This is a genomic window from Saccharothrix carnea (genome assembly GCF_003014735.1).
Classification (GTDB): domain Bacteria; phylum Actinomycetota; class Actinomycetes; order Mycobacteriales; family Pseudonocardiaceae; genus Actinosynnema; species Actinosynnema carneum.
Map to the genome: position 1 here is coordinate 219,799 of NZ_PYAX01000004.1, position 23,537 is coordinate 243,335.

Sequence of the window (23,537 nt, forward strand, 5' to 3'; positions counted from 1 at the left end):
AACGCAGATTGGGCGGGTTCTGAACCGCGGACCGCGAAAGTGGGTGTGCGGCCGCCCACCAAGGGCGACCGCGGGTCGAGCCGCCACGACCGGTTCCGCACGGCTCACGGAGAAGAAGTCGGAGAGATCATTGATCATCCGCGACGACGGACGGGCGACGGACGAAGAAGGCGTCACCACGTTCACGCTGGTGTCGGTCGACGGTTCCGCGGAACTGTCCATGACGCTGCCGGGCGCGTTCGTCGACGACCTTCGTGAGCACCTGGCGGCGGAGGGGTTTCGCGTACCGCGAGGCGCCGCCCGCTCGGCACTGGCCGAGATCATCGTGGCGACGGCCGAGAACCCGGCCGCGTGGACGGCCGTTGGGGGGACCGTCGTGGCGTTCCTCCGCAGGCACCGCGGCAAGGTGCACCGCTTCGAAGTCGAGGGCGAATCAGTGTCGATCGAGGGGTATTCGTCCCGAGAAGCGGAGCGGCTGGCCGCGCGACTCGCCGAGTCGCGTCGCCGGCGCCACGACGACCCCGAACCCGGCGGGATGACCATCGGACGTCGTTAGCCTCGTCAAATCCCCGTCGGCCCGCATGGAGGAACAGTGCCGCACGCCCTCGTGGTCGGTATCGACCAATACGCCGCGAAACGCATTCCCTCGCTCAAATGCGCCGTCAACGACGCGGAAGAGGTTTCCCAACGGCTGAAGTCCGCCGGGTTCGAGGTCGTCACGCTCACCAACCAGGCCGCCACCCGCCGGGACATCCACTGGGAACTGGAGGTGGGCCTGAACGAGCGCGTCAAGGACGCCGACGAGCCCGTGCTGATCTACTGGTCCGGGCACGGCATGTCCGACCTGCGCGAGAGCGCGGACAGCGACCGCGGCTGGTCGACGTTCCTGCTCCCCCACGACGCGGACATCGACCAGCCACTGGCCTCGGCGTTCCCGGTCCAACAGGTGTGGGCGCTGCTGCACAGGATCAAGACCCGGCGCCTGCTCGTCATGCTGGACACCTGCTTCAGCGGCGCCTTCGCGAGCGACAGCCGCGGTTTCTCGATCGGTGCGAAGGGCGGCACGGTCGACGCGACGGACGACTTCCTGCGCATGGAGGGCCACGGCCGGGTCGTGATCTCCGCGTGCGGCCCCGACGAGGTGGCCCGCGAGAACGACCGGCAGGGGAACGGGCACTTCACCACGGCGGTGCTCACCGTGCTGGACCGCGGCCTCGACAACGGCGACCACCGGGCCAACGTCACCACGCTGATGTCCGAGATCCGCGACCTGGTGCGCCGCGAGACCAGGGACAGCCAGACACCGTCGCTGCACGTGGCCGCCCAGGGCTCGGATTGGAGCATCCCGTTGCCGACCCCCGGCCTGTACCAGCCTCCCCTGCCCAGCTGGGCGTTCGTCGGCACGTCCGGCGGGGTCGGCAAGACGACGTTGGCGATGATGACGGCCGAACTTCTGGCCGAGTCCGGCAACACCGTGCTCTACCTCGACGCCGACATCGCCCAGCACGGCGGCACGAGCGAGTGGTGCCAGCGGGCCAAGGCCGACATCGGCTCGATCCGCACCTTCGCCGACCACGTGGCGGCGTTGTCGAAGGAGCCGACCCGCACCCAGCAACGTCACCTCAACGACAAGTTGCTGGACGTCACACCGGACTACCTCAAGAGGTTCGACTGCGGGAAGATCCTCCTGCTGCCCGCCGCGCGGACCAGCGACAAGCTGTTCGTGTTCAACCTCGTGGCCGAGATCAAGGACCGCCGGTCCAACGCGGTGTGCAGGCAGATCCTCGACGCGGCGTTCGACCGGGGCCTCCGGCAGGGCGCGAGCTGCGTCGTCATCGACTGCGGCGCCCAGTTCGACCCGCTCGTCGTCAACGCCATCACGGCCGCGCACCACCCGTTCGTGGTGGCAGCCGCCAGGGCCGGGGCCAAGGACTCGCGGGAAACCATCCTGAGCAACTGCACCCAGACCGTCGACGACTTCAACCGGATGCGCGTGGAGACCGTGGTCAACCGGGTGCCCAGCAGGGAAGCGCTGGTGCGCCACTGGGGGGATCCCGGCTACGGCAAGAGCTTCCACTGGCTGCCGTTCGACCGCAAGCTCTTCCAGGACTGGGAGGAAGGACGCCCGAACTTCGAGCTCGGCTACGACGACCTGAGCCACTCCTGGCACGAGATCCTCGTCGCCTCCGACCGCAACGGCTGCGACAGCCGGCACCGGGAGTTCCTGCCCAGCGAGTGGGACCGGTTCAGCAAGTGGTCGTTGTGGCTGGTCAACAACCCCGGCTGGGCGGAGATCACCCGGGATCACCTGAGCCGGACGATCCGCCGTTCCTACGTCGTCGCCGGCCTCTACCTCGCGATCCTCGCCACCGGTCTCACCAGCATGCTCATGCACCTGTCGGCCGAGAAGCCGGAGGAGGACCGGTCCTTCCTCCCGCAGTGGCTCGCGATCACCCTGGTGGCCGTCTTCGGACTCGGGTTGTTCGGCAACATCGTCGGCAGGCTGCTCCTGCGCCGCCGTCGCCGGGTGGTCGACGAAGTGGCGAAGCACGCCGTCTCGGTGGACGAGCTCAAGAGGTGGTTCTCCGTACCGCTGACCGATGGCCCGTGGTGGAAGGTCTGGCAGTCCAGCCGCCGTGCCGCGATCCGGTGGCTGCACAAGCAAGTGGTCGCGGCGCGTGCGAGCCAGTTGCCCTCCGCCCAGTCGTTCGAGGTGTCCGGATGAGGACGTTCGACTTCTCTTGCGCCTACGTGCGGTCCGCCGACGAGGAGGCGGGGAGCTCGTGCGGCCGCCGAGCCACCCGACGCAGGCAAGGGGAGCCGAAGTGCCTGGGACACTGGGTGGTCGAGTACCTGCTGAGCATCGCGGGCGGCACCGAGCACGCCCGGAAGACCTGGGCGTTCGCGAGCTTCGTCCTGTTCATCCTCGCGGTGGGTTCGCCTTGGTGGCTGCGCACGGTCACCCTGCCACACGCGATCGCCGCGGTGGTCCTCTCCGGCGGGTTGCTGGCCTGTTTCCTGTGGGAACACCCGCTCGGCGGGATCGCCTGCCTGGTGTCCGCGACGCTGACCGCCCCGATCTGGGCCAGGGGAAGCGCCTTCAAGTACTACCTCTTCAACCCCGAGGCGGAGATTCCGGCGGGCTCCACGAGAGCGCGCCAGCTGCTCGTCACCTCACTGGAGTTGCAGGTGGCTTTCGTCTTCACGTTCTCGGTCGTCGGGTTCGCCATCCTCTACTTCTTCAACAGCAGGTCCGAGACGAAGTTCTGGCGGGGGTTGAGCTTCGCGCTGGGCATCCTGCTGTTCCTGTCGGTGATGGTCCTCGCGGTCGCGACGAGCGGGAGGAGCACGGCCTTGGTGCCCTGGCTGGTCGTGGTGTTCGCGGCCGTTGCCGTCGCCCGAGGCGGCCGCTTCGCCAGGAAACTCGCCGCGATCCTGCGGGTCTAGCGCCCACCCCGCCGATGTCACACGCGACCCGCCGGCCGCGCTGCGGCTGTGCCCGCGTCGCCGACAAGCCCACGCGCGACCTGCCGACCGCGCCGGGTGGAAGATTTCCTCTCGAGCAGCGGCAACCTCGCCGCGTCCGGGGCGCGTTCCTGATGTTGTAGAGGACAACACAGGAGGTCACCGGGGTGAAACGCGCCGAGGAGAACACGTACCGCGAGTACGTGACGGCTCGGATGGAGACGATGCGGCGCACCGCGTACCTCCTGTGCCGGGATTGGCACACCGCGGACGACGTCGTGTCGATCACCATCGGCAAGCTGTACCGGCACTGGCCGAGGGTCGGCGCGACACCCGGTATCGACGCGTACGTCCACAAGGCCCTGTTGCGCACCTGGCTGGACGAGAAGCGCAGGCCGTGGCGTCGTGAGCAGGTCGTCGAGGAGCTGCCCGAGCTGCCGACCGCGGAGGAGTTCGCCGTGGTCGGCCGGGCGCAGCTGCTCGACCTGCTCGACGGGCTGCCGCCCAGGCGCAGGGCCGCGGTGGTGTTGCGCCTCTACTGCGATCTCTCGGTGGAGGAGACCGCCGAGGTCCTCGGTTGCTCGCCGGGCACCGTGAAGAGCCAGACCGCGCGGGGGCTCGACACGTTGCGCGCCAGGGCAGCGCAGTCCGACTAGCGAGAGGTGCGTGATGGACAAGCGACTGTTCGACGACGCGATCGGGGAGGTGCCGCCGTCCACGGTCGACGTGGACGCGGTCATCGTCCGCGGCCGCCGCGCGGCCCGGCTCCGCCGGGTGACGCACCCGGTGGTCGCGGCCGGGCTGGCCGTGGTGCTGCTGACCGGTGCGGTCGCGTACTCGATGACCGGGGACGACGGTGGTGGCGTGATCGTCGGCACGGCACCCCCGACGTCCACCGCGGCACCGCGGAGCTCGGCGCCGGCGACGCCGCACCCGTCCGGACCCACGCCGGCCGACCTGGTCACGACGCTCCCGTCGATGCCGGACCCGGTGCCACCGCCGCGGTGCGGAGAGGGCGACCTGGAGACCGTCGCCGAGGCCGCCGTGCGCCTCACCCAGGTCGCCACGGCGGCCGTGCGGGAACAGCGTGCGGACGTGCAGCTGGTGGCGAACGCGATGTTCCCGGCGGGCACGCCCCGAGGGCCGCTGGAGTTCTACCAGGCGGTCGAGCCGGCCTACCCCGAGGTGTCCGTCTGCGACGTCCGGGCCTCCCTCCACGCTTGGGCGACCGCCCGTACCCCGCTCGGGGACGGCAACATCGGGTTCGAGACCTCGCCCGCCTTCTTCCCCACGCTGAGCCCACCGTGCGACGAGGAGGGCATCCCCGATCGCACCCACTGCGCGGAAGTCACCGGACCCCGCGGCGAGAAGATCCTCACCGAGACGCTCGACTTCGAGCGCGGCACCCGCAAGCACCAGGTGCGGATCATCCGCGCGGACGGCACGTCGCTGCGGATCCACTCGGAGAACGTCGCCATGACGACCGGCGGTGCCGGACCGACCACGCCCGCGCCTCCGTTCACCGTCGAGCAGCTCGTCGCCATCGGCACCGACCCGGCGCTGACGCTGTTCCCGTAGGTCGGCCGGCGAGCAAGTGCCACCCGAACCGGCCCCGGAGGACCACCGTCAGGACCCGGCCGGTTCGGGTGGCCACCAGCGATCACCCGCAGCTTCGCCTCCTACCGCTCCGGCTCGACCGCACTGCACCGCCTTCGACACCTGCCACGCCCTGACCGGTCCGGTACCCGCTCGTCATGTGCGCCGGGCGAACGGGATAGCCGCCTGCCTTCGGGGTGTGTCACGCCCAGCGGTCGACCGGCGATAGGGGGTTGTCGGACCTGACGTCGGGGTGCGGGACGTGCGGAGGGGGTGGTGGCGGCTCGATGGCGTTCGGGCAAGATCGATGGTTCACCACCCTGGTCCGGATCGGGTGCGGAACCGATCCGGCGGCCGGGTGCGACAGCGGAGAGCGCCCTGGTCGGTGCTCGATCGACGAGGGGCAGCGGGCCGCATGCAGCGACTTCAGCATCTGATCGTGGTGATCCCGGGCATCGGTGGCAGCGTCCTGGAGCGGCCGGGTGGCGGCACCTGGGAGCTCACGACGGGCAAGCTGGTGACGACGGTGATCCGGCCCTCGACGTTGAGCCTCGACCGCTTCCCCGAGATGAAGCCCACGGGGTTGATCACCACCTTCACCGCGCTGGGGTCCGTGGTGACGATACCGGGCTACGAAGGGCTGACCGCCCGGCTGGGCGACAACTTCCGAGGTGTGGTCGAGCATGTCCACCAACCCGGAAAGCCCATCCCGAACGACGTCGACGTGCTGTTGTTCCCCTATGACTTCCGGCGTTCGGTGACCGACGCGGCGGAGCGCCTTTCCGCCGCGGTGCACGAGGCGCTGGGCACGGGTGGGCCCCGGCGGGTCCTGGTGTTGGCGCACTCGATGGGCGGTCTGGTGGCGAGGTACTGGCTCGGACCGCTCGGGGGTTGGCGGGTGTGCGATGCGCTGATGACGCTCGGGACGCCGCACCGGGGTGCGCCGAAAGCACTCGAATGGCTGGTCAGAGGGCCTGGTCTCGGGCCAGTGCGTCATGTCGGCGTACGCGATGTGCTGCGGGGGTGGCCGTCGGTGTACGAACTGTTGCCGCAGTACCCGGCGGTGTGGGACGCCGTGGCCGGACGCGAGGTCGAACTGACCGCGTTGCCCGGCAGGTCGCGCTACGCCGGGCAGTTCGCCAGGATGGCGGCCGCGGGACGCCGGGTGCACGAGGACATCGCCGACGCGTGGGCGGCCATCCCGCCGGGCCGCGTACCCGAAGTCCTGCCGTTCTTCGGTCGCGGCCACGCCACCCCGAACCTGGCCACGGTGACGGCGAGCGGCAGCCTGGTGATCACCAAGGAGGATCCGCCCTGGCGGGGCAACGTCGGTTGGGCGGGCGACGGCACGGTGCCCGTGCTGTCGGCGATCCCGCGTGAGCTCGGCGAGACCCGGGCCGTCTGGCGCGGCACGGCCGAACGCCACGGACCGCTCGCCAACACGCTGTCGTTCCTCGACCCTCTCCGCTCCTACTCCGGCGAGTCGCTGCCGACCCGCGGCCGCGAGGCTCCCACCAAGCCGTGGCTCGGCCTGGACGTCGACGACGTGGTGCCCGCGAACGTCGAGGTGCCCGTGAGCCTGACCGTTCACCCGGAGGACGTCGGTGCGGAGCGAGTGCGCATCACCGCGACCCCCGTGCCGGGCGGTACGCCCGTGTTCGACTCGACGATGGGCGGTGCCGGCCGGACGTGGCGGACCACGTTGCCCGCCCTGCGGCCGGGCCGCTACCGGTTGGAGTTCGAGGCGCGTGGTGCGGTCGGCCCGGATTCGGTGTTCGCCGACGTCGACATCGTCGTCCTGGACGCGGACGAGGAACCCGCGGAGGCCGGATGACCCGGCCCCAGTGGAACCGCGCGGAAAACCCCGACCTCCTCCTGCGCTACGTCGAGACCGGCACCGCGGCCTCGTTGCTGCGCTCCCTCTCGCCGCGCGCCGAAGGCCTCGGCGTCGGGGCGGTGGAGCGCGCTCACGAGGTGTTCGAGGCGTTCGTGGACGCGGACATCCGCTACGCGGACGAGCCGGTGGGCACTGGTTCGGGCTGGCAGGAGATCCGGGGACCGACCGAGGTCCTGCGCACCGCCAGGCTGGCGAACTGCGTCGACTTGGCCGTCGCGTTCGCCGGGGCGTGCCTGGATGTGGGCGTGCACCCTCTCATGGTGGTGCTGGATCCGCTGACGGGTGGTCCCGCGCACGCGATCGTCGTGGTGTGGACGGCGGGCATGTGGCCTGGCGCCGGTGCCGCTGCGGACTACCGCGACTTCGCCCCGGACGCGGATGGTGACGTGACGTGGAAGCGCGGTCTCCGTCGCGAGCCGGACGACTTCGGCGCGTTCCTGCCGATCGACGTCACCCACGTCACCCGCGCCGGCGCGACCTTCGAGGAGGCGGTGCGCTCCGGCGCCGAACTGCTGGTCTCGTCGACGTGGCGCACGTCCATCGTGGCCGACGTGGGGCTCAAGTACGCCAAGCAGGGCGAGTTCCGCGCCGAACCGCGCAAACCCACCGGCATCCACACGCACAACGAGGAAGTCGCCGGTCTGGACGGCTTCCGCCAGAACCTCCTGAGCCGCAACCTCCCCTTCGTCCACCCGGCCGATCCGCAGGACCCGACGGAACCCGGACGGCTGTTGGAACGGCTCGACGCGGAGACCGGCCTACCCGGTGTGCTGCTGGTGGGTGCGGCGGGCGTGGGCAAGACGCGAACGTGCTTCGAGGTCGCCGAACTCGCCGTGCGCGAGGGCTGGGCGGTCATGCACGTCGCGTCGGGCGACGCGATGGTCACCAGCGCGGACCTGTTCGAGGCGATCGAGTCCGAGAGGGCCGACAAGGTCCTCGTCGTGCTGGACTACCTCAACGAGTACAGCGGGCTGCACATCCCGACGTTGCGGAATCACCTCCGACAGCAGGGATTCGGCCGGCCGACGAAGGTCGCCCTGATCGCGTCCTGCCGGCCGGGCTGGCACATCACCACCGATGCACCGCTCGGACTCCTCTTCGAGGCGGTCACCCTCGAACCCGACGCGACCAGGACCGCGGCCATCCGTGACGCGATCATCACCGCGGTCGCACCCCGGGCTCGCGCCGAGATCGGGCTGGAGCAGATGCGCCGGACCTGCGGTGACCGGCCGGTCATCGCCATGCTGATCGCCGCCGAAGCCGAACGCCTGCACGAGAAGGGGACGTTGCGCGAGGCCCTGGCCCACATCCGCCCGGCCGATCTCCTCGACTGGCTCGAAAGTCGGCTGGACGAGGACAAGCTGCTGCCGCCACGACCGAAGAACCTGTTCACCGACGACGACACCGGCCCCAACCAGGCGTTGCAGGCCTGCGCGGCGATGCTCCTGGCCACTCCGTTCGACGAGACCGGCCTGCTCGCGTGCGGGCAGGGCCTCACCGTCAAGGCAGGACAGCTCCTGCAAGGGCTTCGGTCGATGAAGTGGGTGGTGGACAGCCCGACCGGACTGGTGCCGGTCCACGATCTCGTGACCGACCAGCTGGTCGAGAACATCCTGCTGGAACGCCACGTCGACGTCGTCAGGACCGAGGTCGCCGACAACGTGCTCAACGCGTGCCTCGTCGCGGGTCGCGCGGTCGGTCGCTACGCGACGAACCTCAGCCGCATCATCCGCGACCTGCACCGGCCCAGGGCCATGGTCCTGCGCACGCAGTGCGCCTCCTGGTTGGCTTCCCGGGCCGAGACCGTGGGGGAGATCCTGGCGGGCGGTGAAGACGAGGGCTCGTACGCACTCGGCGCGGTACTGGACAATCCGTCGTGGTCCACCGTGGCCTTCGCGGAGTGGCCGCTCGTCGTCAACCCCTGGCTCCAACAGCACGCGAGCTCCATCTCCGCTCGCCACCTGCTGTACAAGGGCCTCCGCTCCGAGCTCGGGCGAACCGACGAACGACTGGTCGCCGCCGCGCTGACGTGGCTGACCCAACACGGCACCACCGCCGCGGCGGGTTTCGTCCTCAGCCCGTTGCTGGGACGCCCACTCGACGACGATGCCGCCACCACCGCGGTGGCCGCCGCGCTGACGTGGCTCACCCGCCACGGCACCACCCCGGACGCGGGATTCGTCCTCGACACGTTGCTGGGACGCCCACTCGACGATCGCGCCGCCGCCACCACCGTGGCCGCCGCGCTGAGATGGCTCACCCGCCACGGCACGACCCCAGAGGCGCAGTTCGTCCTCAACTCGCTGCTCGGGCGCCCACTCGACGACGATGCCGCCACCACCGCCGTAGCCACCGCCACCACCTGGCTCACCCACCACGGCACCACCCCAGGCGCGCGATTCGTCCTCAACCGGTTACTGGGACGCCCACTCGACGACGATGCCGCCACCACCATCGTGGCCACCGCGCTGACCTGGCTCACCCACCACGGCACCACCCCAGAGGCGCAGTTCGTCCTCAACTCGCTGCTCGGGCGCCCACTCGACGACGATGCCACCACCACCGCCGTAGCCACCGCCACCACCTGGCTCACCCACCACGGCACCACCCCGGACGCGGGATTCGTCCTCAACCGGATGCTGGGACGCCCACTCGACGATGCCGCCACCACCGCCGCGCTGACGTGGCTCACCCACCACGGCACCACCCCGGGCGCGGGATTCGTCCTCGAACCGTTGCTGAAACGCCCACTCGACGATCGCGCCGCCACCACCGCCGTAGCCGCCGCGAACACCTGGCTAACCCACCACGGCACCACCCCGGAGGCGGGATTCGTCCTCAACCCGCTGCTCACACGCCCACTCGACGATCGCGCCGCCACCACCGCCGTAGCCGCCGCGAACACCTGGCTAACCCACCACGGCACCACCTCGGACGCGCAGTTCGTCCTCAACTCGCTGCTCGGGCGCCCACTCGACGACGATGCCGCCACCACCATCGTGGCCACCGCGCTGACCTGGCTCACCCACCACGGCACCACCCCAGAGGCGCAGTTCGTCCTCAACCCGCTGCTCACACGCCAACTCGACGATCGCGCCGCCACCACCGCCGTGGCCACCGCGCTGACCTGGCTCACCCACCGCGGCACCACCCCGGACGCGCAGTTCGTCCTCAACCCGTTGCTCGCACGCCAACTCGACGATCGTGCCGCCGCCACCGCCGTAGCCGCCGCGACCACCTGGCTCACCCACCACGGCACCACCCCGGACGCGCAGTTCGTCCTCGGCCGCTTGCTCCCCATGCAGCCGGTTGGCGAACTTCGCCGCACGGTCGTCCAGTGGTCGTTGGCCTGGATCGAGGTCAACGGGGTCGGTTCGGACCTCGTGTCCAAGTTCGTGAGCAGACAACGCGAAACCACCATGCACGTCGCCATCAAGTTCATCGACTGGGCGATGGCGAACCCCGAGAACGAGGACGTCAGCTGGCGGCTGACGCGAGTCGCCCGAGACCTCGGCAAGTGGCCGGATCTCGCCGTCCCGCTGCTGACCGCTGTCGAGAGGGTCGTGTGGACGCTGCCGGCAGCCGCGACCACGATCAACTCCGCGTCGGAGGTCGATTCGCTCATGCGGTACCTGTGCCAGGCGCCCGCGTTGACCGTGGGCATACCCGGGGCGAGGCTCGACGACCTGTTGCGCGCTTGGCTCTCCCGGCCGGAGAGCTTGAGTCCGCACTGCTCGCCGGGCACCCACTTCCTGCCGCTCGCCTCCCGGATCTCCAGCCTGTTCGTCGTTCCGGGCAAAGCACCGAACATGCCCCACGAAACGCTCGACCGGCTCGAATCGTGGATTCATCGGTGGAAGTCCGAGGGGGACGAACGAGCCGCGGCGCTCGAATGCGTCAAGCTGGTCCGGCGGTTCCCGTACTCGGAACCCGAGTAACCGCCCGCGGATGACGCCGCCGCACTCGCCCGGCAGACCGTCGAGGAAGGGTACGGGGCGTTCCTGACCTACAACCTGCCTCGGTCGGACACGCGCCGGTACGTCTCCGAGTTCACGCGCGAGCTGTACGACAGCGACGCGATCTACGTGGGCGGCGACGCACCCTTCGACCAGGGCACGGCGGGCATCGGGAACGCGGAGGGCTCCGAGCGCGGGGTGGGTCACCCGGCTCTCCCGGCAACCCGGGCCGGTTGTTGACGGGTCGGAGGTGCCGTGGCGGGTCAGGCGCCCGAGTGGATGTAGGGCGCCCAGCGGCTCGGGTCGCGGGGATCGGCGTCGCGCAGGGCCCGCACGGTCCGGTGCAGGACGTGGGCGGTGTCGGTGAGGTTCAGGCCGGTGCCGTTGATCAGTGCCGTGTAGACGGAGGTCGCCACGTCCACGGCGGTGCGGTCGGTGACGGTCCAGAGGGTGGCGATGACGTGGCGGTAGCCGGCCAGTTGCAGTGCGGCGGCGAGGTGGATGGCCTCGTCGGGCAGGGTGGTGCCGCCCACGGCGGTGTGGCACGCGGACAGGTAGGCCAGTTCGGCGTGGGCGAGGTCCAGGTCGGCGACGTCGAGCACGGTGAGCGGTTTGTCCCACAGGTACAGCGCGCCGGTGGAGGGGTCGCGCACGTCCTGTCCGCCGTGGCAGGCGAAGTGCGCGTACGCGTGGGTCCGCAGGTCTTCGGTGACGACGGCGTGGGTGGCGGCCTCGCCGACGCGCAGGGTGTGCGACCCGGGCAGTGCGCGTTCGAGGAACTCCGCCTCCGCGCGCGCTCCGGGCAACGGGCTCAGCGCGCCGGCGCCGGGCGGTGTTTCGGGCAGGCTCACGGCGAGCAGTCGCCGGTCGGCGGTGGCGGGCGGGTCGGTCTTGCGCGCCCTGGCCAGGGCGCGCAGCGTCGGGGCGTAGGAGGAGACGACGCGGTCGAGCACGGTCCGCCCGGCCGGGGTGTCGGCCGGGTCGTGGTAGCCGGCGGCGTGCAGCGGCAGCAGGGTCAGCAGGCCGGTGGGGCACCACCACACCCGCTCGCCGCCCGCCAGGCCGAGGTGGTCGAGCACCGGTCCGGCCACGGTGTCCCACAGCCACTCCAGCGTCACGTGCAGCGTCTGCTTGGCGCTGGTGCGGGTGAGGTCGCCGGGCACGGCCGGACGTCCGAGCACGCGCAACGCGCGCAGGTAGGCGGTCACCCGCCGGGTGGTCTCGGCCGCCGACAGGTCGGGCAGCGGGATGTGCTCGACCGGCCCGTCGCGCCGCACGACCAGCGCGTCGCACCGCACGTCGTAGACGTTGATCAGCACCACCGGCCCGTCCGGCAGGCCGTCGCGCAGGGCGGCCAGCGGCGGCACGCCCAGCAGGTGCTCCAGCCCCGGCAACGCCCGCGCCCGGGCGAGCAGCCGGTCCCACTCCTCGGCCAGCCGGATCCGGCGGTCCTGCTCGTGCCGGGCGGCGTCGGCCGGGAGCACGGCGGGCACGGTGGGCAGGGCGGGTGAGAGGCCGGTCGGCGCCTCGACGTCGCCCGCGGTGGCCAGCTGCGCGGCCACGCTGCGCAGCCGGTCGTACAGCGCCGGGTCGCGCTCGCGCAGCACCGACGTGTCGTCGCGGGTCTGCAACGCCTGCGACCACAGCACCGAGCGACCCTGTTCGAGCAGCTCCACCGCGAGCTCGGGGTTGCCGCCCTCCAACGCCGCCGCCGCACCGGCCGTGGCGAAGCCGTCCCACTGGTCCAGCCGCCGTTCGCGGTCGCCGCGCTCGACACCGTGCCAGGCGAACCGCGGCAGCAGGGCGGCCGCCGCGCCGAACCCCTCGACCGCGGACGGCCAGTCCTCGCGCCGGGCCGACAGGAAGGCCCACGCGGTGGCGGCGGACGCCCGCATGGCGGCGGTGGCGGACCGTGATCCGGCGGCGGTGCGGCAGGCCGCCACGGCGTCCTCGTAATCGGCCGCCGCGCCGTGGCGCACGTAGCGCCGGCGCAGCACCAGGCCCAGGTTCAGCCAGCCCAACGCCTGCCGCGGGTCGTCGGCCGGGATGGTCTCGATGGCCCGGCGGCTCTGCTCGACGGCCTCCTCCGCGTCACCGTCCTGACCGCGGCCGTCGTACCTGGCTTGCAGCACCGACGCCAGGTTGAGCCGGTACACGGCGCCGTTGGCGTGCGCCGGGTCGGTGATCGCGACCGCTTCGCGCAGCAGCGCGACGGCTCGGTCGAGGTCGTCGCCGCGGTCGCGGTGCTCCTGGTACCGGCTGTAGCGCATCATGGCCAGGTTCGACAGCAGGTGCGCCCGGTGCGGGTGGCCCCGCGCGCCGCGCTCGACCGCCTCGCCGGCGGCCTCGATCGCGGCGTCGAGGTCGGGTGCGTGCTTGCGTTCGATGAACCGGATGTGCAGGGCGACCGCGTGGTTGAGCAGGCAGGTGACGGCGGTCGCCTCGGACGCGTCGTCGATCGCGGACCGGGAGATGTCCACCGCCGCGTCGAGGTCCGCGGTGGAGCCGAGGTGCCTGGCCCTGGCGCACAGCGCGTTGCCGAGGTTGGTCCGCATGAGCGATCGCATGGCGCCGCCGCTGCTGTCCACCGCCGCGCGCATCACGTCGATCGCCTCGTGCAGGTCGGTGATCGCGCCCGTCCGCTCGTACCTGGCCCACAGCGCGGTACCCAGCCCCATCAGCTGGTGCGGTGCGAGGACGTGCCCGCCGGGCAGCTCGGCGACGGCGTCCCGGCCGAGGTCGACCGCCGCGGTCAGGTCGGCGAGGGAACCGCTGTGCTGGCCGCGGACCAGCAGGCAGTTCGCCAGGGCGACCGCGGCCGACGCCCGCTCGGGCGCCTGCAACCCCGGCCGCGCCAGGGCACGTTCGGCGGCCGTGACGGCCTCGTCCAGGTCGGCCGGGTCGCCGCGGTGGACGTACCGGGTGCGCAGCGAGTTCGCCAGCTCGGACAGGGCGCCGGCCCGGGCGCCGTCGCCCGCGGTCGTGGTCGCGGCGGCACGGCGGTGCGCTTCGACGGCTTCGTCCAGGGCGGCGATGTCGTCGGTCCGCTCGAACAGCTGGGTCAGGGACGTGCCGAGCAGCATGAGCAGCGTGGCGTGGTGCGCGTGGTCCGGCGCGGTGGCCCGCAGACCGGTCCTGGCGACCTCGATCGCCTCGGTGAGCTGGGCGGGGTCGCCGGTCTCGCTGAACCGCAGTTGCAGCGCGCGGGCCAGGTGCAGGTGGACGGCGAGGTGGCCGGGTGTGCCTGCGGGGAAGCCGGGGCCCGCCTCGCGCAGCAGTTCCACGGCCTCGTCCAGCGCCTCCGGGGACCGCGACCACTGCGCGCGCATCATCAGCGCGAGCGCCAACTGGGGGCGCAGCCCGTCGTGCGGCTTGCCCGGCGTGGCCTCGGCGAGGCCTTCGCGCAGCACGGCGATGGACTCGTCGACGTCGGCGAACTCGGAGTGGTGCAGGAAGCGGAGGGTCAGGGCGAGCCCGAGGTGCACCCGGCACTCGGTCAGCGCGGGGTGCGCGCCCCGGGTGCCTGCCACGGCGGTGCGCAGGACCGCGATCGCCCGGTCGAGGTCGGCCGGATCGCGGTGCAGCTCGTACCGGCCGGAGCGCAGGGCGGCGGATTTCGCGCTCAAAGCCAGGGTGGTGGCGTCCCCGGGCGGCAGTTCGGGGAGCAGCTGTTCGACTTGCCGGATCGTGTCCTCGATCGCGTCGTCCAGGTCGGCGGACGTCCCCTGGTGCTGGACCCGCTGGTGCAGGACCAGGGCGAGGTTGTTCAGCAGGGGGCCGCGTCCGCTGCCCGTCGTGACCGGCAACGCGGACCGCAGCACCGCCGTGGCGTCCGCCAGGTCCGCCGTGGACCCGGTGACCAGGTAGCGCTCGACCAGCAGCTCGCTCAGCGTGAGGACGGTGAACACGCCGGGGGCGGTGCCCAGCGTCATCGCTTCCCGACAGGTCTCGATCGCCTCGGTGAGGCCCGCCGGGTCGCGTTCCGCCCGGGCCGCCCAGCCGACCGCGCCCGCCAGCGCGTTGAGCGCGTCCGCCCGGTGCGGGTCGTCGGCCGGGGTGCCGTCGACGGCCGCGCGGGCGAGGCGGACGGCTTCGCCGAGGTCGTCGGGCTCGCCCGCGATGGTGAAGCGGAGCTGCCGCACGAGCGCGGCGGTGCGGTGGACCCGGGGCAGCTCGCGGTGACCGGCGGGCAGCAGCGCGGCGGCGCGGTCCGCCGCGTCCACCGCGCGGTCGAGGGCGGTCCGCTCCCCGGTGCTGTTGAACCGCGCGGTCCAGGTCGAGGCGAGTTCGTGCAGGTGGCCCGCGCGGTCCACGTCGTCGGGGACCAGCGACGCGATCGCGCGCAGCACCGCGATCCGCTCGTCGAGGTCGGCGCGGCGCCCGGTGCGGTCGAACCTCTGCCGCAGCAGGTCCGCGTGGTTGCGCAGGTGTTGGGTGCGCAGCGCCTGGTCGGGGATGCCGGTCCGGACGGCTTCCCGGGCCGCTTCGACCGCCGCGTCCAGGTCGCGCTCCTCGCCGGAGAGCCGGAACCACTCCCGGGTGACCTCCGCCAGCTTGAGCCGGGCCGCCATGAGGACGTGGTGGTCCGCGTCCGCCACGGCCTCCCGCAGCAGCCGCATCGCCTCCTGGAGCACCGCGGTGTCACCGGTCTCCCCGTACCGGGTGGTCAGCACGTCGGCCAAGGCGAACAACGCGCGGACGCGCTGGGCGGGCTCCACGGCCTCGGCCGACAACGCCGCACGGGCCGCCCGCTCGGCCGCGGGGTGGTCGTCGCGCGCCGCCCGGCGGACGTTCGCCAGCACGGCGTCCACCTCGTGCCGCAGCGGGTGGCCCTCGGGCACGGCGGCGTCGGCGATGGCGGCGAGCCTGGTCGCCTCGGCCAGGTCGCCCTCGTCGGGTGTGCCGTAGGCGCGCGCGTGCACCAGCCGCAACACCAACCCGGTGATGAGCTTGAGCAGCGCCGTGACCTCCACGTCGTCGGACGCCGTGCCGCCACCGGCGGACCACACCGCCGACATGTGCCGGACGCACTCCTCGACGTCGGCGACGTCGGCGTCCTCGCCGCCGCGGATGAACCTGATCTTGAGGGCTTCGCTGAGGATCACCAGCGCGATGCGGCGGTCGGGATCTCCCTCGGCGCACGCGGCCACGACGTCCCTGGCCACCGCCACGCACTCGCCCACCTCGTCGGACGGCGCGCCGCGCTCGCACCGGACCGCGAGCGCGGTGGCGAGCGCGAACAGGCACCTGAGGCGGTCGGTGTCGTCGGGCGGCAGCGTCTTCGCGCCGCGCAGGAGTTCCGTGGCCTGGTCCAGGTCGGCCTCACGGCCCAGCACCTGGAAGCGGGTGTGCAGGGCCAGGCCGAGGTTGAGCGCCGCCGCGGCGCCGAGCGGGTGGTCGGGGTGCTCCAGGGCGGCCCGGCCCGCAGCCACGGCCTCGTCCAGGTCGGCCACCGCGCCGCCGCGCTCGTGCCGGGCGGCCAGCAGGACGAGCAGGTTGTACCGGTGCACGGTGAGGTCGTCGCCCTCGACCGTCCGGCACGCGGCACGGCACGCCTCCACGCCGAGGTCCACCAGCTCGGGGTTGCCGGTCGTCATCGCGCCCCGGGCGATCACGGTGGCGTAGTAGCTGCCGATACCGTCGAGGGGCATCACGGGGACTTCGGGGTTCTCCGCACGCCACTCCAGCACCGGCGGGGGCACCGCCCGGGGTAACAGCGCGGCGATCGGGCCGTAGAGGCTCAGGCACACGTCGAGGTCGGGGCCGCCGATCTCCGGCCGCAGGGCGCCGTAGCGGAGCCAGTGCAGCGACGCCACGGTGGCCACGGCGTCGAGGGCCACGTCCCCGGTGATGGCCGGCAGCACCAACCGGGCGGCCTGCGCCAGCGCGTCCGGGCCGAGCACGTCGGTGGGATCACCGACCTGCCCGCACCGCGCGATGCGGTCACTCAGGGGAATGGCGTCCCGCATGCCCACCGACCTCGTGTGTTCACCCGCTACGGTTCGGACCGACACACAGCGTGACACAAGGGGGACGGTGTGGCGGTGGAAATGGACGAGGGACAGGCGTTGGTGCTGTGGTGCCTGCTGCTGCCCGACCTGCGCCGGGCCGCGGCGGCCGGCCGCTGGTCCGACCGGCTCGAACGCACCGCGGCACAGGTGCGGGACGGCGGGTCGGCGCTGGACGCGTGCCGCCGGTTCGACCTGATCCCCGGCGACGATGCGGACGACGGTACCCGCGGCTTCGGCGAGCAACCCGGCGTCGCCAACGCCTACCCCGACCCGCGCGGGGCACGGCCACCGGGCACCGGTCGCGGCGAGTACCGCTGCCCGCGCGGTGTCTGCGGGCGGTACGACCGCCGTGACGACGAAGGCCGCCCGCCGGTCTGCGCGCTGTTCGACGACGAGCCGATGCTGCCCACCGGGTCGCCGCGGTGAACCCGTTCCTGCAGTCGCTGGGCGGCAAGCTCGCCGAGCGGTGGGTCACCACGCTGGTGCTGCCCGGCGCGCTGTTCGTCGCCGCGGCCGTGTGCGCGGTCCGGCTCGGCCACCGCCACGCGCTCGACGTCGTCCGGGTGGGCAACGACGTCGTGGCGGCGTTCCCGCGGCTGCCGGTCGCGGTCGCCGCCATCGGCCTGGTGCTGGGCGCGACGGCCGCCGCCTTCGCCGCGCAGGCGCTCGGCGGGCTGGTGCAGTCGGTGTGGGTGAAGCCGTGGCGCGGGCCGGCGGGCTGGTTGGCCCGGCCGGTGGTCGCGGTGCGGCGGTGGCGGTTCGACCGGGCCGCGGCCAGGGCCGGGATCGACCCGGTGCCCGCCTACCGGCCGCAGCGGGCCACGTGGATCGGCGAGCGGTTCCGGTTGCTGGACTCGCGGGTCGCGGCGCAGTACCAGGGCCTCCGCCTGGGCCCGCTGTGGCCGCGGCTGTGGCTGCTGGTGCCCGAACCGGCGCGGCTGCCGGTGCAGGCGGCGGAGACCAGGTTCGGCTCGGCCACCACCCTCGTCGGCTGGGGCGTGCTCTACGCGTCACTGGGCTGGCGCTGGTACCCGGCCGCCGTGATCGGCCTCGGCGTGGCGTTGGTGGGCTGGCGCCGCGCCCGCACGGCCGCCACCGCGCTCACCGAGCTGATCGAGGCCACCGTCGACACCCACCTCGACCTCCTCACCACGGCCATCGGCCACCCCCTGCCCCCGTCCGGCCTGACCCGCGACCTGGCCGCCCGCATCAACGACCGCTTCACCAAGGGCGACTAACCCACCCGCCGCTCGGCCCCTCCCACCCATCCCTCGCCGGCCGCCCTCGGTCCTCGGTCCGAGTGATCTGCCGGTGAGCCCGGTGTCGGCTCGTCGGGCACGTCGGCGGCCGGTTGGTAGCCTCAGGACCCGTCCACCCACCCGTTGTTGGAGACCGTGAAACCGATGCTTGACCGCGCCGTGATCGACGCCCTGTTCCCCGCCGACCTGCCGGAGCCGGCGCACTGGGAACAGCGCTACCCGGCCCGGCAGCTGCCCGAGGGTGCCGAGGTCACCCGGTTCGGTCCCTCGCCGACGGGGTTCGTGCACATCGGTGGCGTGTACGCGGCGATGATCGACCGCGACGTGGCCCACCGCACCGGCGGCACCTACGTGCTGCGGGTCGAGGACACCGACCAGGCACGCGAGGTCGAGGGGGCGGCGGCGCAGTTCAACAACGCCTTCGCCTACTTCGGCCTGCCCGCCGACGAGCACGACGAGGTCGGCGACTACGGCCCCTACTACCAGTCGCGGCGCGAGGCGATCTACCTGACCTACGTCCGCGAGCTGCTGCGCGAGGGCAAGGCGTACCTGTGCTTCGCCACCCCCGACGAGCTGGCCGACATCCGCGCCCGCCAGGACGCCACGAAGATGCCGCCCGGGTACTACGCGGGCTGGGCGCTGTGGCGTGACCGCGACCCCGCCGACGTCCGGGCCAAGCTGGACGAGGGTGCGCCGTACGTGGTCCGGTTCCGGTCGCCGGGTGTCGAGGCCAGAGCGAAGTTCCAGGACGTGATCCGGGGCGAGCTGGAGCACGAGGACAACCGCAACGACGTGGTGATCCTCAAGTCCTCCGCCAACGACGTCCGGCTGCCCACCTACCACTTCGCGCACGCCGTGGACGACCACCTGATGCGCACCACGCTGGTGATCCGGGCCGAGGAGTGGATCTCCTCGGTGCCGCTGCACCTGCAGCTGTTCGCCGCGCTCGGCTTCGAGGCACCCCGCTACGCCCACATCGCGCCGCTGATGAAGCAGATCCCCGGCGGCAAGCGGAAGCTGTCCAAGCGCAAGGACCCCGAGGCGTCGGTCGACTTCTACATCGAGCAGGGCTTCCCGGCCGAGGCGGTGCTGTACTACCTGCGCGGGCTGGCGAACGGCCGGCTGGCCGAGACGCCGCTGGCCGAGGCGCTGGACGCGCCGATCCGGCTCGACGAGTGCGGTGTCGCCGGTCCGCTGGTCGACCTGGTGAAGCTGGAGGACATCTCCGCCGACCACATCTCCACGCTGTCCGGTGAGCAGATCCTCGTCGCGGTGCGCGCCTGGGCCGTCGACCACGACCCCGAGCTGGTGCCGGTGCTCGACGACCGCCGTGACCTCGCGCTGGCCGCGCTGGCCGTGGAGCGGGGCGCCGACGTGCCCAACCCGCGCAAGGACCTGCGCAAGTGGTCCGGGTTCCGGGAGGCGTACGGGTTCTTCTTCCCCGAGCTGTTCACGCCGCCTGCCGTGACGGGCGAGCAGTTCGCCGGCCTGGGCGTGGCGCCGGAGCTGGTGCGCGCGTTCGCGGCCGACTTCGCCGAGGACTACCGGCCGCTGACGGACTCCGGCGAGTGGTTCGACCAGATCCGCGACCTGGCCGCCAAGCACGGGTTCGCGCCCAAGCCCAAGGACCTGAAGCAGAACCCGGACGCCTACCCGGCGGGTGGGTCGATCCGCGAGGCGTCGCAGATCGTCCGGCTGGCGCTGACCGGCTCCACCCGCAGCCCCGACCTGCACGCCGTGGCCACCACGCTGGGCACCGACGAGGTGCTGCGCCGGGTGCGCGCCGTCGCCGGCTGAAGCGTCCCCGGTCGGGTGAGCACCGAGGTGGTCACCCGACCGGGATGATGGCCTTCACCTGGAACGCCCCGGTGGGCCCGAGCTCGATGACGGGCAGCCGCCTGCCCACCGCGTTGCCGGTGGTGGCGTCGATGGTGAACGCGCCGCCGGCGCCGCGGATCTGGTTGCGCTCGCGGTCGGAGCGCTCCAACGCGGCGCGCACGGCCTGGCGGTTGGGCAGCTCGCCCTGTGCGAGCCCGTTGGCCGCGCGGCGGACCGCGTCCGAGGCGGCCAACAGGGCGTCGTGCATCATCACGCCCCACCCGTCGGCCAGGTCGGCGGTGTCGAAACCGAGCCCTTCGAACTTCTCGGTCAGCTGGGCGAACTCGGTGATGCCCATGGCACCGGCCGCGTCGGGGTCGACGTGCGGGGTGTAGACGATGGTCAGGTCGGGCTCGTCGTCGCGGGGCCACAGGTCGCGCCTGGCCCGCAGCATCGAGGCGTCGGAGCCGGTGACGAGGGTGATGTTCTGCTCCAGCGCGCAGCCGCGCCCGCGCAGCTTGTCGATCAGCTCGTCCAGCAGCACCGCACGGCCCGCGTACAGCAGGGTGTTCGGGGCCCCGGTGACGCACAGGTCCTTGAGGATCTCCGAGAACTGGTTGGCCAACGACGCCTCGGTGTCGAACCGGCTCTCGATCGGGATCGACAGCGCGCCGCGCGCCGCGGCGGCCTTGAACTCGTCGTACAGCGTCGAGGTGTACAGGTCGTCCTCGTTGATGTCGTAGATCAGCATCGCCCGCGTCACGCCCTGGTCGGCCAGGTAGGACGCCAGCACGCCGATTTGGTTGCCGGTGGTGGAGCTGACCCGGGTGAACCCCTTGAGGTAGCGGGCGGGCTCGCCGTCGCCCGCGGGCTGCTCCAGGTGGAAGTCCGTGGCCGTGACGACGGAGGCGACCATCGGCAGGTCGGCCGCCGAGAGCGCGCGGGCGGTGTGCTGGGTGTTGGTGGTGCTCTGGCCGACGCCGACCACGCCGACCAGTCGCTGCTCGTCGGCGAGTTCGATGAGCTGGTCGACCACCCGCCGCCACTCCTGCTGCCTGCTGCCGGGATTGGCCAGCAGCAGCCGCACCTTCGGTTCGAGCCCGCCTTCGTTCGCGGCGAGCTGGGCCACGTGGGCGCCTTCCAGCTGGGCCCGGACGCGCTGCCAGGTCACGCTGCCCACCTCGGTGGGCAGCAAGGGAGTGAGCACCGCGATCGTGACGTGCGGTTGGCCCTCGACCTTCCGGTTCTCCTCGAGGATGCGCCGCTGCACGTCGGCGAGCTGGTCGTCGAACACGTAGGAGCCGTCGGTGACGCCGACGCACTCGCCGCCGTGCTCGTACACGCCCTCGCCGCACCGGGTGAACAGCGTCACGGCGGCGACCGTCGCCGAGCCCAGCACGAGCGCCACCACCACGCCCAGCGCGGCCAGCCTGCGGCGTTTGCGGCGCACGGCCCGCTTCGGCGTGGGTGGCACGAAGCCGCGAGGTTTCGGCGGGCCGCTCAGCAGCTGCCGCCGGGCGGCACGGCCCCGCGTGGGCGTGCCGCCTTCCTCGGCCCTGGCTTCCAGCTTCGTGGCGGCCCGGAGGAAGTCGTTGCGGGCCACGCCGGGTTGCTGGGCGAGTGTCTTGAGGTCCCACGCCGCACTGGCGTAGAGGTCCGCGCGGTCGGCGGTGGACAGCGGGTCGGCGGCCGACCACAGCGCCGCCACGACGCGCGCGAGCGTGCGGCCCGGTTCCTCGGTGGTGGTGTGGCCGATGGCGGCGAGCACCCGTCCGGGGTCGGACTCGTCGGTGTCGAGATCGTTGGGCGCGGCGGTGATGGCGTCCAGTTCGGCGAACCACGCCCGCGTGTCGGACAGCAGCGATTCCAGCCGGTGCACGACCGCGTCCACGTCCCGCAGCGCCAGCGCGTGGTAGTGCCGGTCCGCCTCGCGGCCGTGGTCGCGCAACCACGTGTGCACGGCCGTCCACCGCTCGGGCGTGGCGGCCAGGCGGCGCAGCAGCACGTGGCGCAGGGCGGGCAGCATGACCGCCCGGCCCGTGTCCGGGTCGCGGACCTGCACCACCACCGGCACGAGCCCCGCTCCCCCGCGCGGTGCGGGCACCAGTCCGCTGCGGGCCAGTTCGACGGCCTGCTCGACGTCCCGTGCGGCGGAGCACGCCTCCAGCGCCGCCAGGGTCGCTCCGTCCGGTGAGCCGAGCAGCTCGCGCAGCAGGCGTTCCTCGACGGTGACGGGGTCCTTGTCCACCGGGCCGCGCCACCGCGACGAGAGCAGTCGCTGCACCGATCTGGGCTCGCCGGTGTTGTCGCCGATGGCCTTGACGATCACGGCGGTCGCCGCCGGGTGGCCCGCGGTGAACCGGTAGACCTCGCCGGCCACGGCCCGGCGGGCGTTGAGCCGCGGTCCCGCGACGTCGGCGACCATGTCCTTGACCTCGTCGGGCGTCAGGTCCCGCAACGCCACCGGGTAGGAGTCGCTCTCGTAGTCCCCCTGCCGCCGTTCGACGTAGTCGTCGTAGCCGGCCTCCGCCGCGAACGGGATCTCCTGGTCCGCGGCGAGCTGCCGGGCCACCTCGCCGGCGCTGGTGGTGACCACGGTCAACGGGTCCGACTCGCCGCGCCGGGCGTCGGCCAGCGCCCGGTACAGCAGCCGGCCCGGCTTCGAGTCGATGTCGTCGAGCAGCAGCACGCAGTTCAGCGACCACGTGCGCGCTCCGCGCCCGGTGGCGAACGCGGCCCGCAGGTCGGCCAGGAACGCCGCCCACAGCAGCTCCGTGGCCTCCTTGCGGTCGGCCTCGCTCGCGTCGTCACGGGTGAGCATGCTCAGCCGCACCAGCTCGTCGTAGGCCTGGTTGCCCGAGCCGTACCACTCCAGGCCCTGACCCAGCACGACGCGGCGTCCCCATCGCCGGGACACCAGGCCGTCCAGGATGAGGTTCGGCGCGAAGCGGGCGGCCGTGGTCACGCCCGGCACGTCGCCCACCACCGGCACCGCGCCGACCACGTCCTCCGCCAGTGTGTCGAGGAACGTGCGGAGCTGGTCGACGCGGCGGGCGTTCTCCAGCTCCTGCCGGATCCGCAGTCGTGCGGCCTGGCCCGGTGTGTCGATCCGGGCGGCGATCGCGACCTGGGCGGTGACGAACCGCGGGAACGGGATCGAGCGGTAGCCGGCGGCGTTGCGGTTGAGGTCGAACGCCAGCAGCGACAGCACCTCCCACGCCGTGGTGGCCTTCAGCTCGCCGCAGTCGATCCGCGCGTAGGGGACGTTGCCGCGCAGGCCCTGCTCCAAAGAGTCCAGCAACGCGGTCTTCCCGCAGCCCTTGGGACCGGTGAAGACCAGCACCGGCGCACGGCGGGTGACCGGGTAGCCGTTCGGCTCCGGCCGGGTGGCGAACTCGCGCACCAGCGAGACGGCCTCGTCCCTGCCGTGCAACCGTAACGCGCCATCAGCCATGTGAACCCCCGCGGTGAGCACCCACAACCATGATCACGCAGGACGGACGCGTTGTCACGGCATTGCGGGGGAACGCCGGCG

General features: G+C 72.5%; 12 protein-coding genes. 10 read left to right on the forward strand and 2 right to left on the reverse strand.

The window, feature by feature from the left end:
- The first annotated feature begins 130 nt into the window (after window positions 1–130).
- From B0I31_RS12765 to B0I31_RS12795, 7 genes are all read left to right on the forward strand, one after another.
- Window positions 131–556 (forward strand): effector-associated constant component EACC1, encoded by a 426-nt coding sequence (locus tag B0I31_RS12765; protein WP_146173829.1) that lies wholly within the window; start codon window positions 131–133, stop codon window positions 554–556.
- 36 nt (window positions 557–592) lie between these two features.
- On the forward strand, window positions 593–2,725 hold the full coding sequence (locus tag B0I31_RS12770; protein WP_106615578.1) for a caspase family protein: 2,133 nt from the start codon (window positions 593–595) through the stop codon (window positions 2,723–2,725).
- On the forward strand, window positions 2,722–3,447 hold the full coding sequence (locus B0I31_RS12775; protein ID WP_106615579.1) for a hypothetical protein: 726 nt from the start codon (window positions 2,722–2,724) through the stop codon (window positions 3,445–3,447). The genes B0I31_RS12770 and B0I31_RS12775 overlap by 4 nt, the downstream gene beginning before the upstream one ends.
- Window positions 3,448–3,632: 185 nt before the next feature.
- On the forward strand, window positions 3,633–4,121 hold the full coding sequence (locus B0I31_RS12780; RefSeq protein WP_106615580.1) for a SigE family RNA polymerase sigma factor: 489 nt from the start codon (window positions 3,633–3,635) through the stop codon (window positions 4,119–4,121).
- Window positions 4,122–4,134: 13 nt separating this feature from the next.
- Window positions 4,135–5,043 (forward strand): hypothetical protein, encoded by a 909-nt coding sequence (locus B0I31_RS12785; RefSeq protein ID WP_106615581.1) that lies wholly within the window; start codon window positions 4,135–4,137, stop codon window positions 5,041–5,043.
- Window positions 5,044–5,476: 433 nt separating this feature from the next.
- Window positions 5,477–6,895, forward strand: coding sequence for an esterase/lipase family protein (locus B0I31_RS12790; RefSeq protein ID WP_181320134.1), 1,419 nt, complete (start codon window positions 5,477–5,479; stop codon window positions 6,893–6,895).
- On the forward strand, window positions 6,892–10,896 hold the full coding sequence (locus B0I31_RS12795) for a hypothetical protein (RefSeq protein WP_106615583.1): 4,005 nt from the start codon (window positions 6,892–6,894) through the stop codon (window positions 10,894–10,896). Before B0I31_RS12790 ends, B0I31_RS12795 begins: the two co-directional genes overlap by 4 nt.
- Before the next feature lie 281 nt (window positions 10,897–11,177).
- On the opposite strand, the gene B0I31_RS12800 is transcribed toward B0I31_RS12795, so the two are convergent.
- Entirely contained in the window at window positions 11,178–16,883 is a 5,706-nt protein-coding gene (locus B0I31_RS12800; protein WP_106615584.1) for a CHAT domain-containing protein, read from the reverse strand.
- A gap of 69 nt (window positions 16,884–16,952) precedes the next feature.
- Here B0I31_RS12800 and B0I31_RS12805 point away from each other — a divergent pair, with 69 nt between their 5' ends.
- From B0I31_RS12805 to B0I31_RS12815, 3 genes are all read left to right on the forward strand, one after another.
- Window positions 16,953–17,351, forward strand: coding sequence for a hypothetical protein (locus B0I31_RS12805; protein WP_181320135.1), 399 nt, complete (start codon window positions 16,953–16,955; stop codon window positions 17,349–17,351).
- Window positions 17,348–18,163, forward strand: coding sequence for a hypothetical protein (locus tag B0I31_RS12810; protein WP_106615586.1), 816 nt, complete (start codon window positions 17,348–17,350; stop codon window positions 18,161–18,163). Before B0I31_RS12805 ends, B0I31_RS12810 begins: the two co-directional genes overlap by 4 nt.
- A 165-nt stretch (window positions 18,164–18,328) precedes the next feature.
- Window positions 18,329–19,981: a glutamate--tRNA ligase gene (locus B0I31_RS12815; RefSeq protein ID WP_106615916.1), complete on the forward strand. Its 1,653-nt coding sequence runs from the start codon at window positions 18,329–18,331 to the stop codon at window positions 19,979–19,981.
- Window positions 19,982–20,012: 31 nt separating this feature from the next.
- Here the strand turns inward: B0I31_RS12815 and B0I31_RS12820 are convergent, their stop codons facing one another.
- Window positions 20,013–23,435 (reverse strand): hypothetical protein, encoded by a 3,423-nt coding sequence (locus tag B0I31_RS12820; RefSeq protein WP_106615587.1) that lies wholly within the window; start codon window positions 23,433–23,435, stop codon window positions 20,013–20,015.
- Window positions 23,436–23,537: the final 102 nt, after the last annotated feature.

Bases quoted from the DNA above. Each gene is read 5' to 3' on its own strand.
- B0I31_RS12800 (WP_106615584.1), bottom strand. From the start codon at position 16,883: ATGCGGGACGCCATTCCCCTGAGTGACCGCATCGCGCGGTGCGGGCAG.
- B0I31_RS12795 (WP_106615583.1), top strand. From the start codon at position 6,892: ATGACCCGGCCCCAGTGGAACCGCGCGGAAAACCCCGACCTCCTCCTG.
- B0I31_RS12775 (WP_106615579.1), top strand. From the start codon at position 2,722: ATGAGGACGTTCGACTTCTCTTGCGCCTACGTGCGGTCCGCCGACGAG.
- B0I31_RS12785 (WP_106615581.1), top strand. From the start codon at position 4,135: ATGGACAAGCGACTGTTCGACGACGCGATCGGGGAGGTGCCGCCGTCC.
- B0I31_RS12790 (WP_181320134.1), top strand. From the start codon at position 5,477: ATGCAGCGACTTCAGCATCTGATCGTGGTGATCCCGGGCATCGGTGGC.
- B0I31_RS12815 (WP_106615916.1), top strand. From the start codon at position 18,329: ATGCTTGACCGCGCCGTGATCGACGCCCTGTTCCCCGCCGACCTGCCG.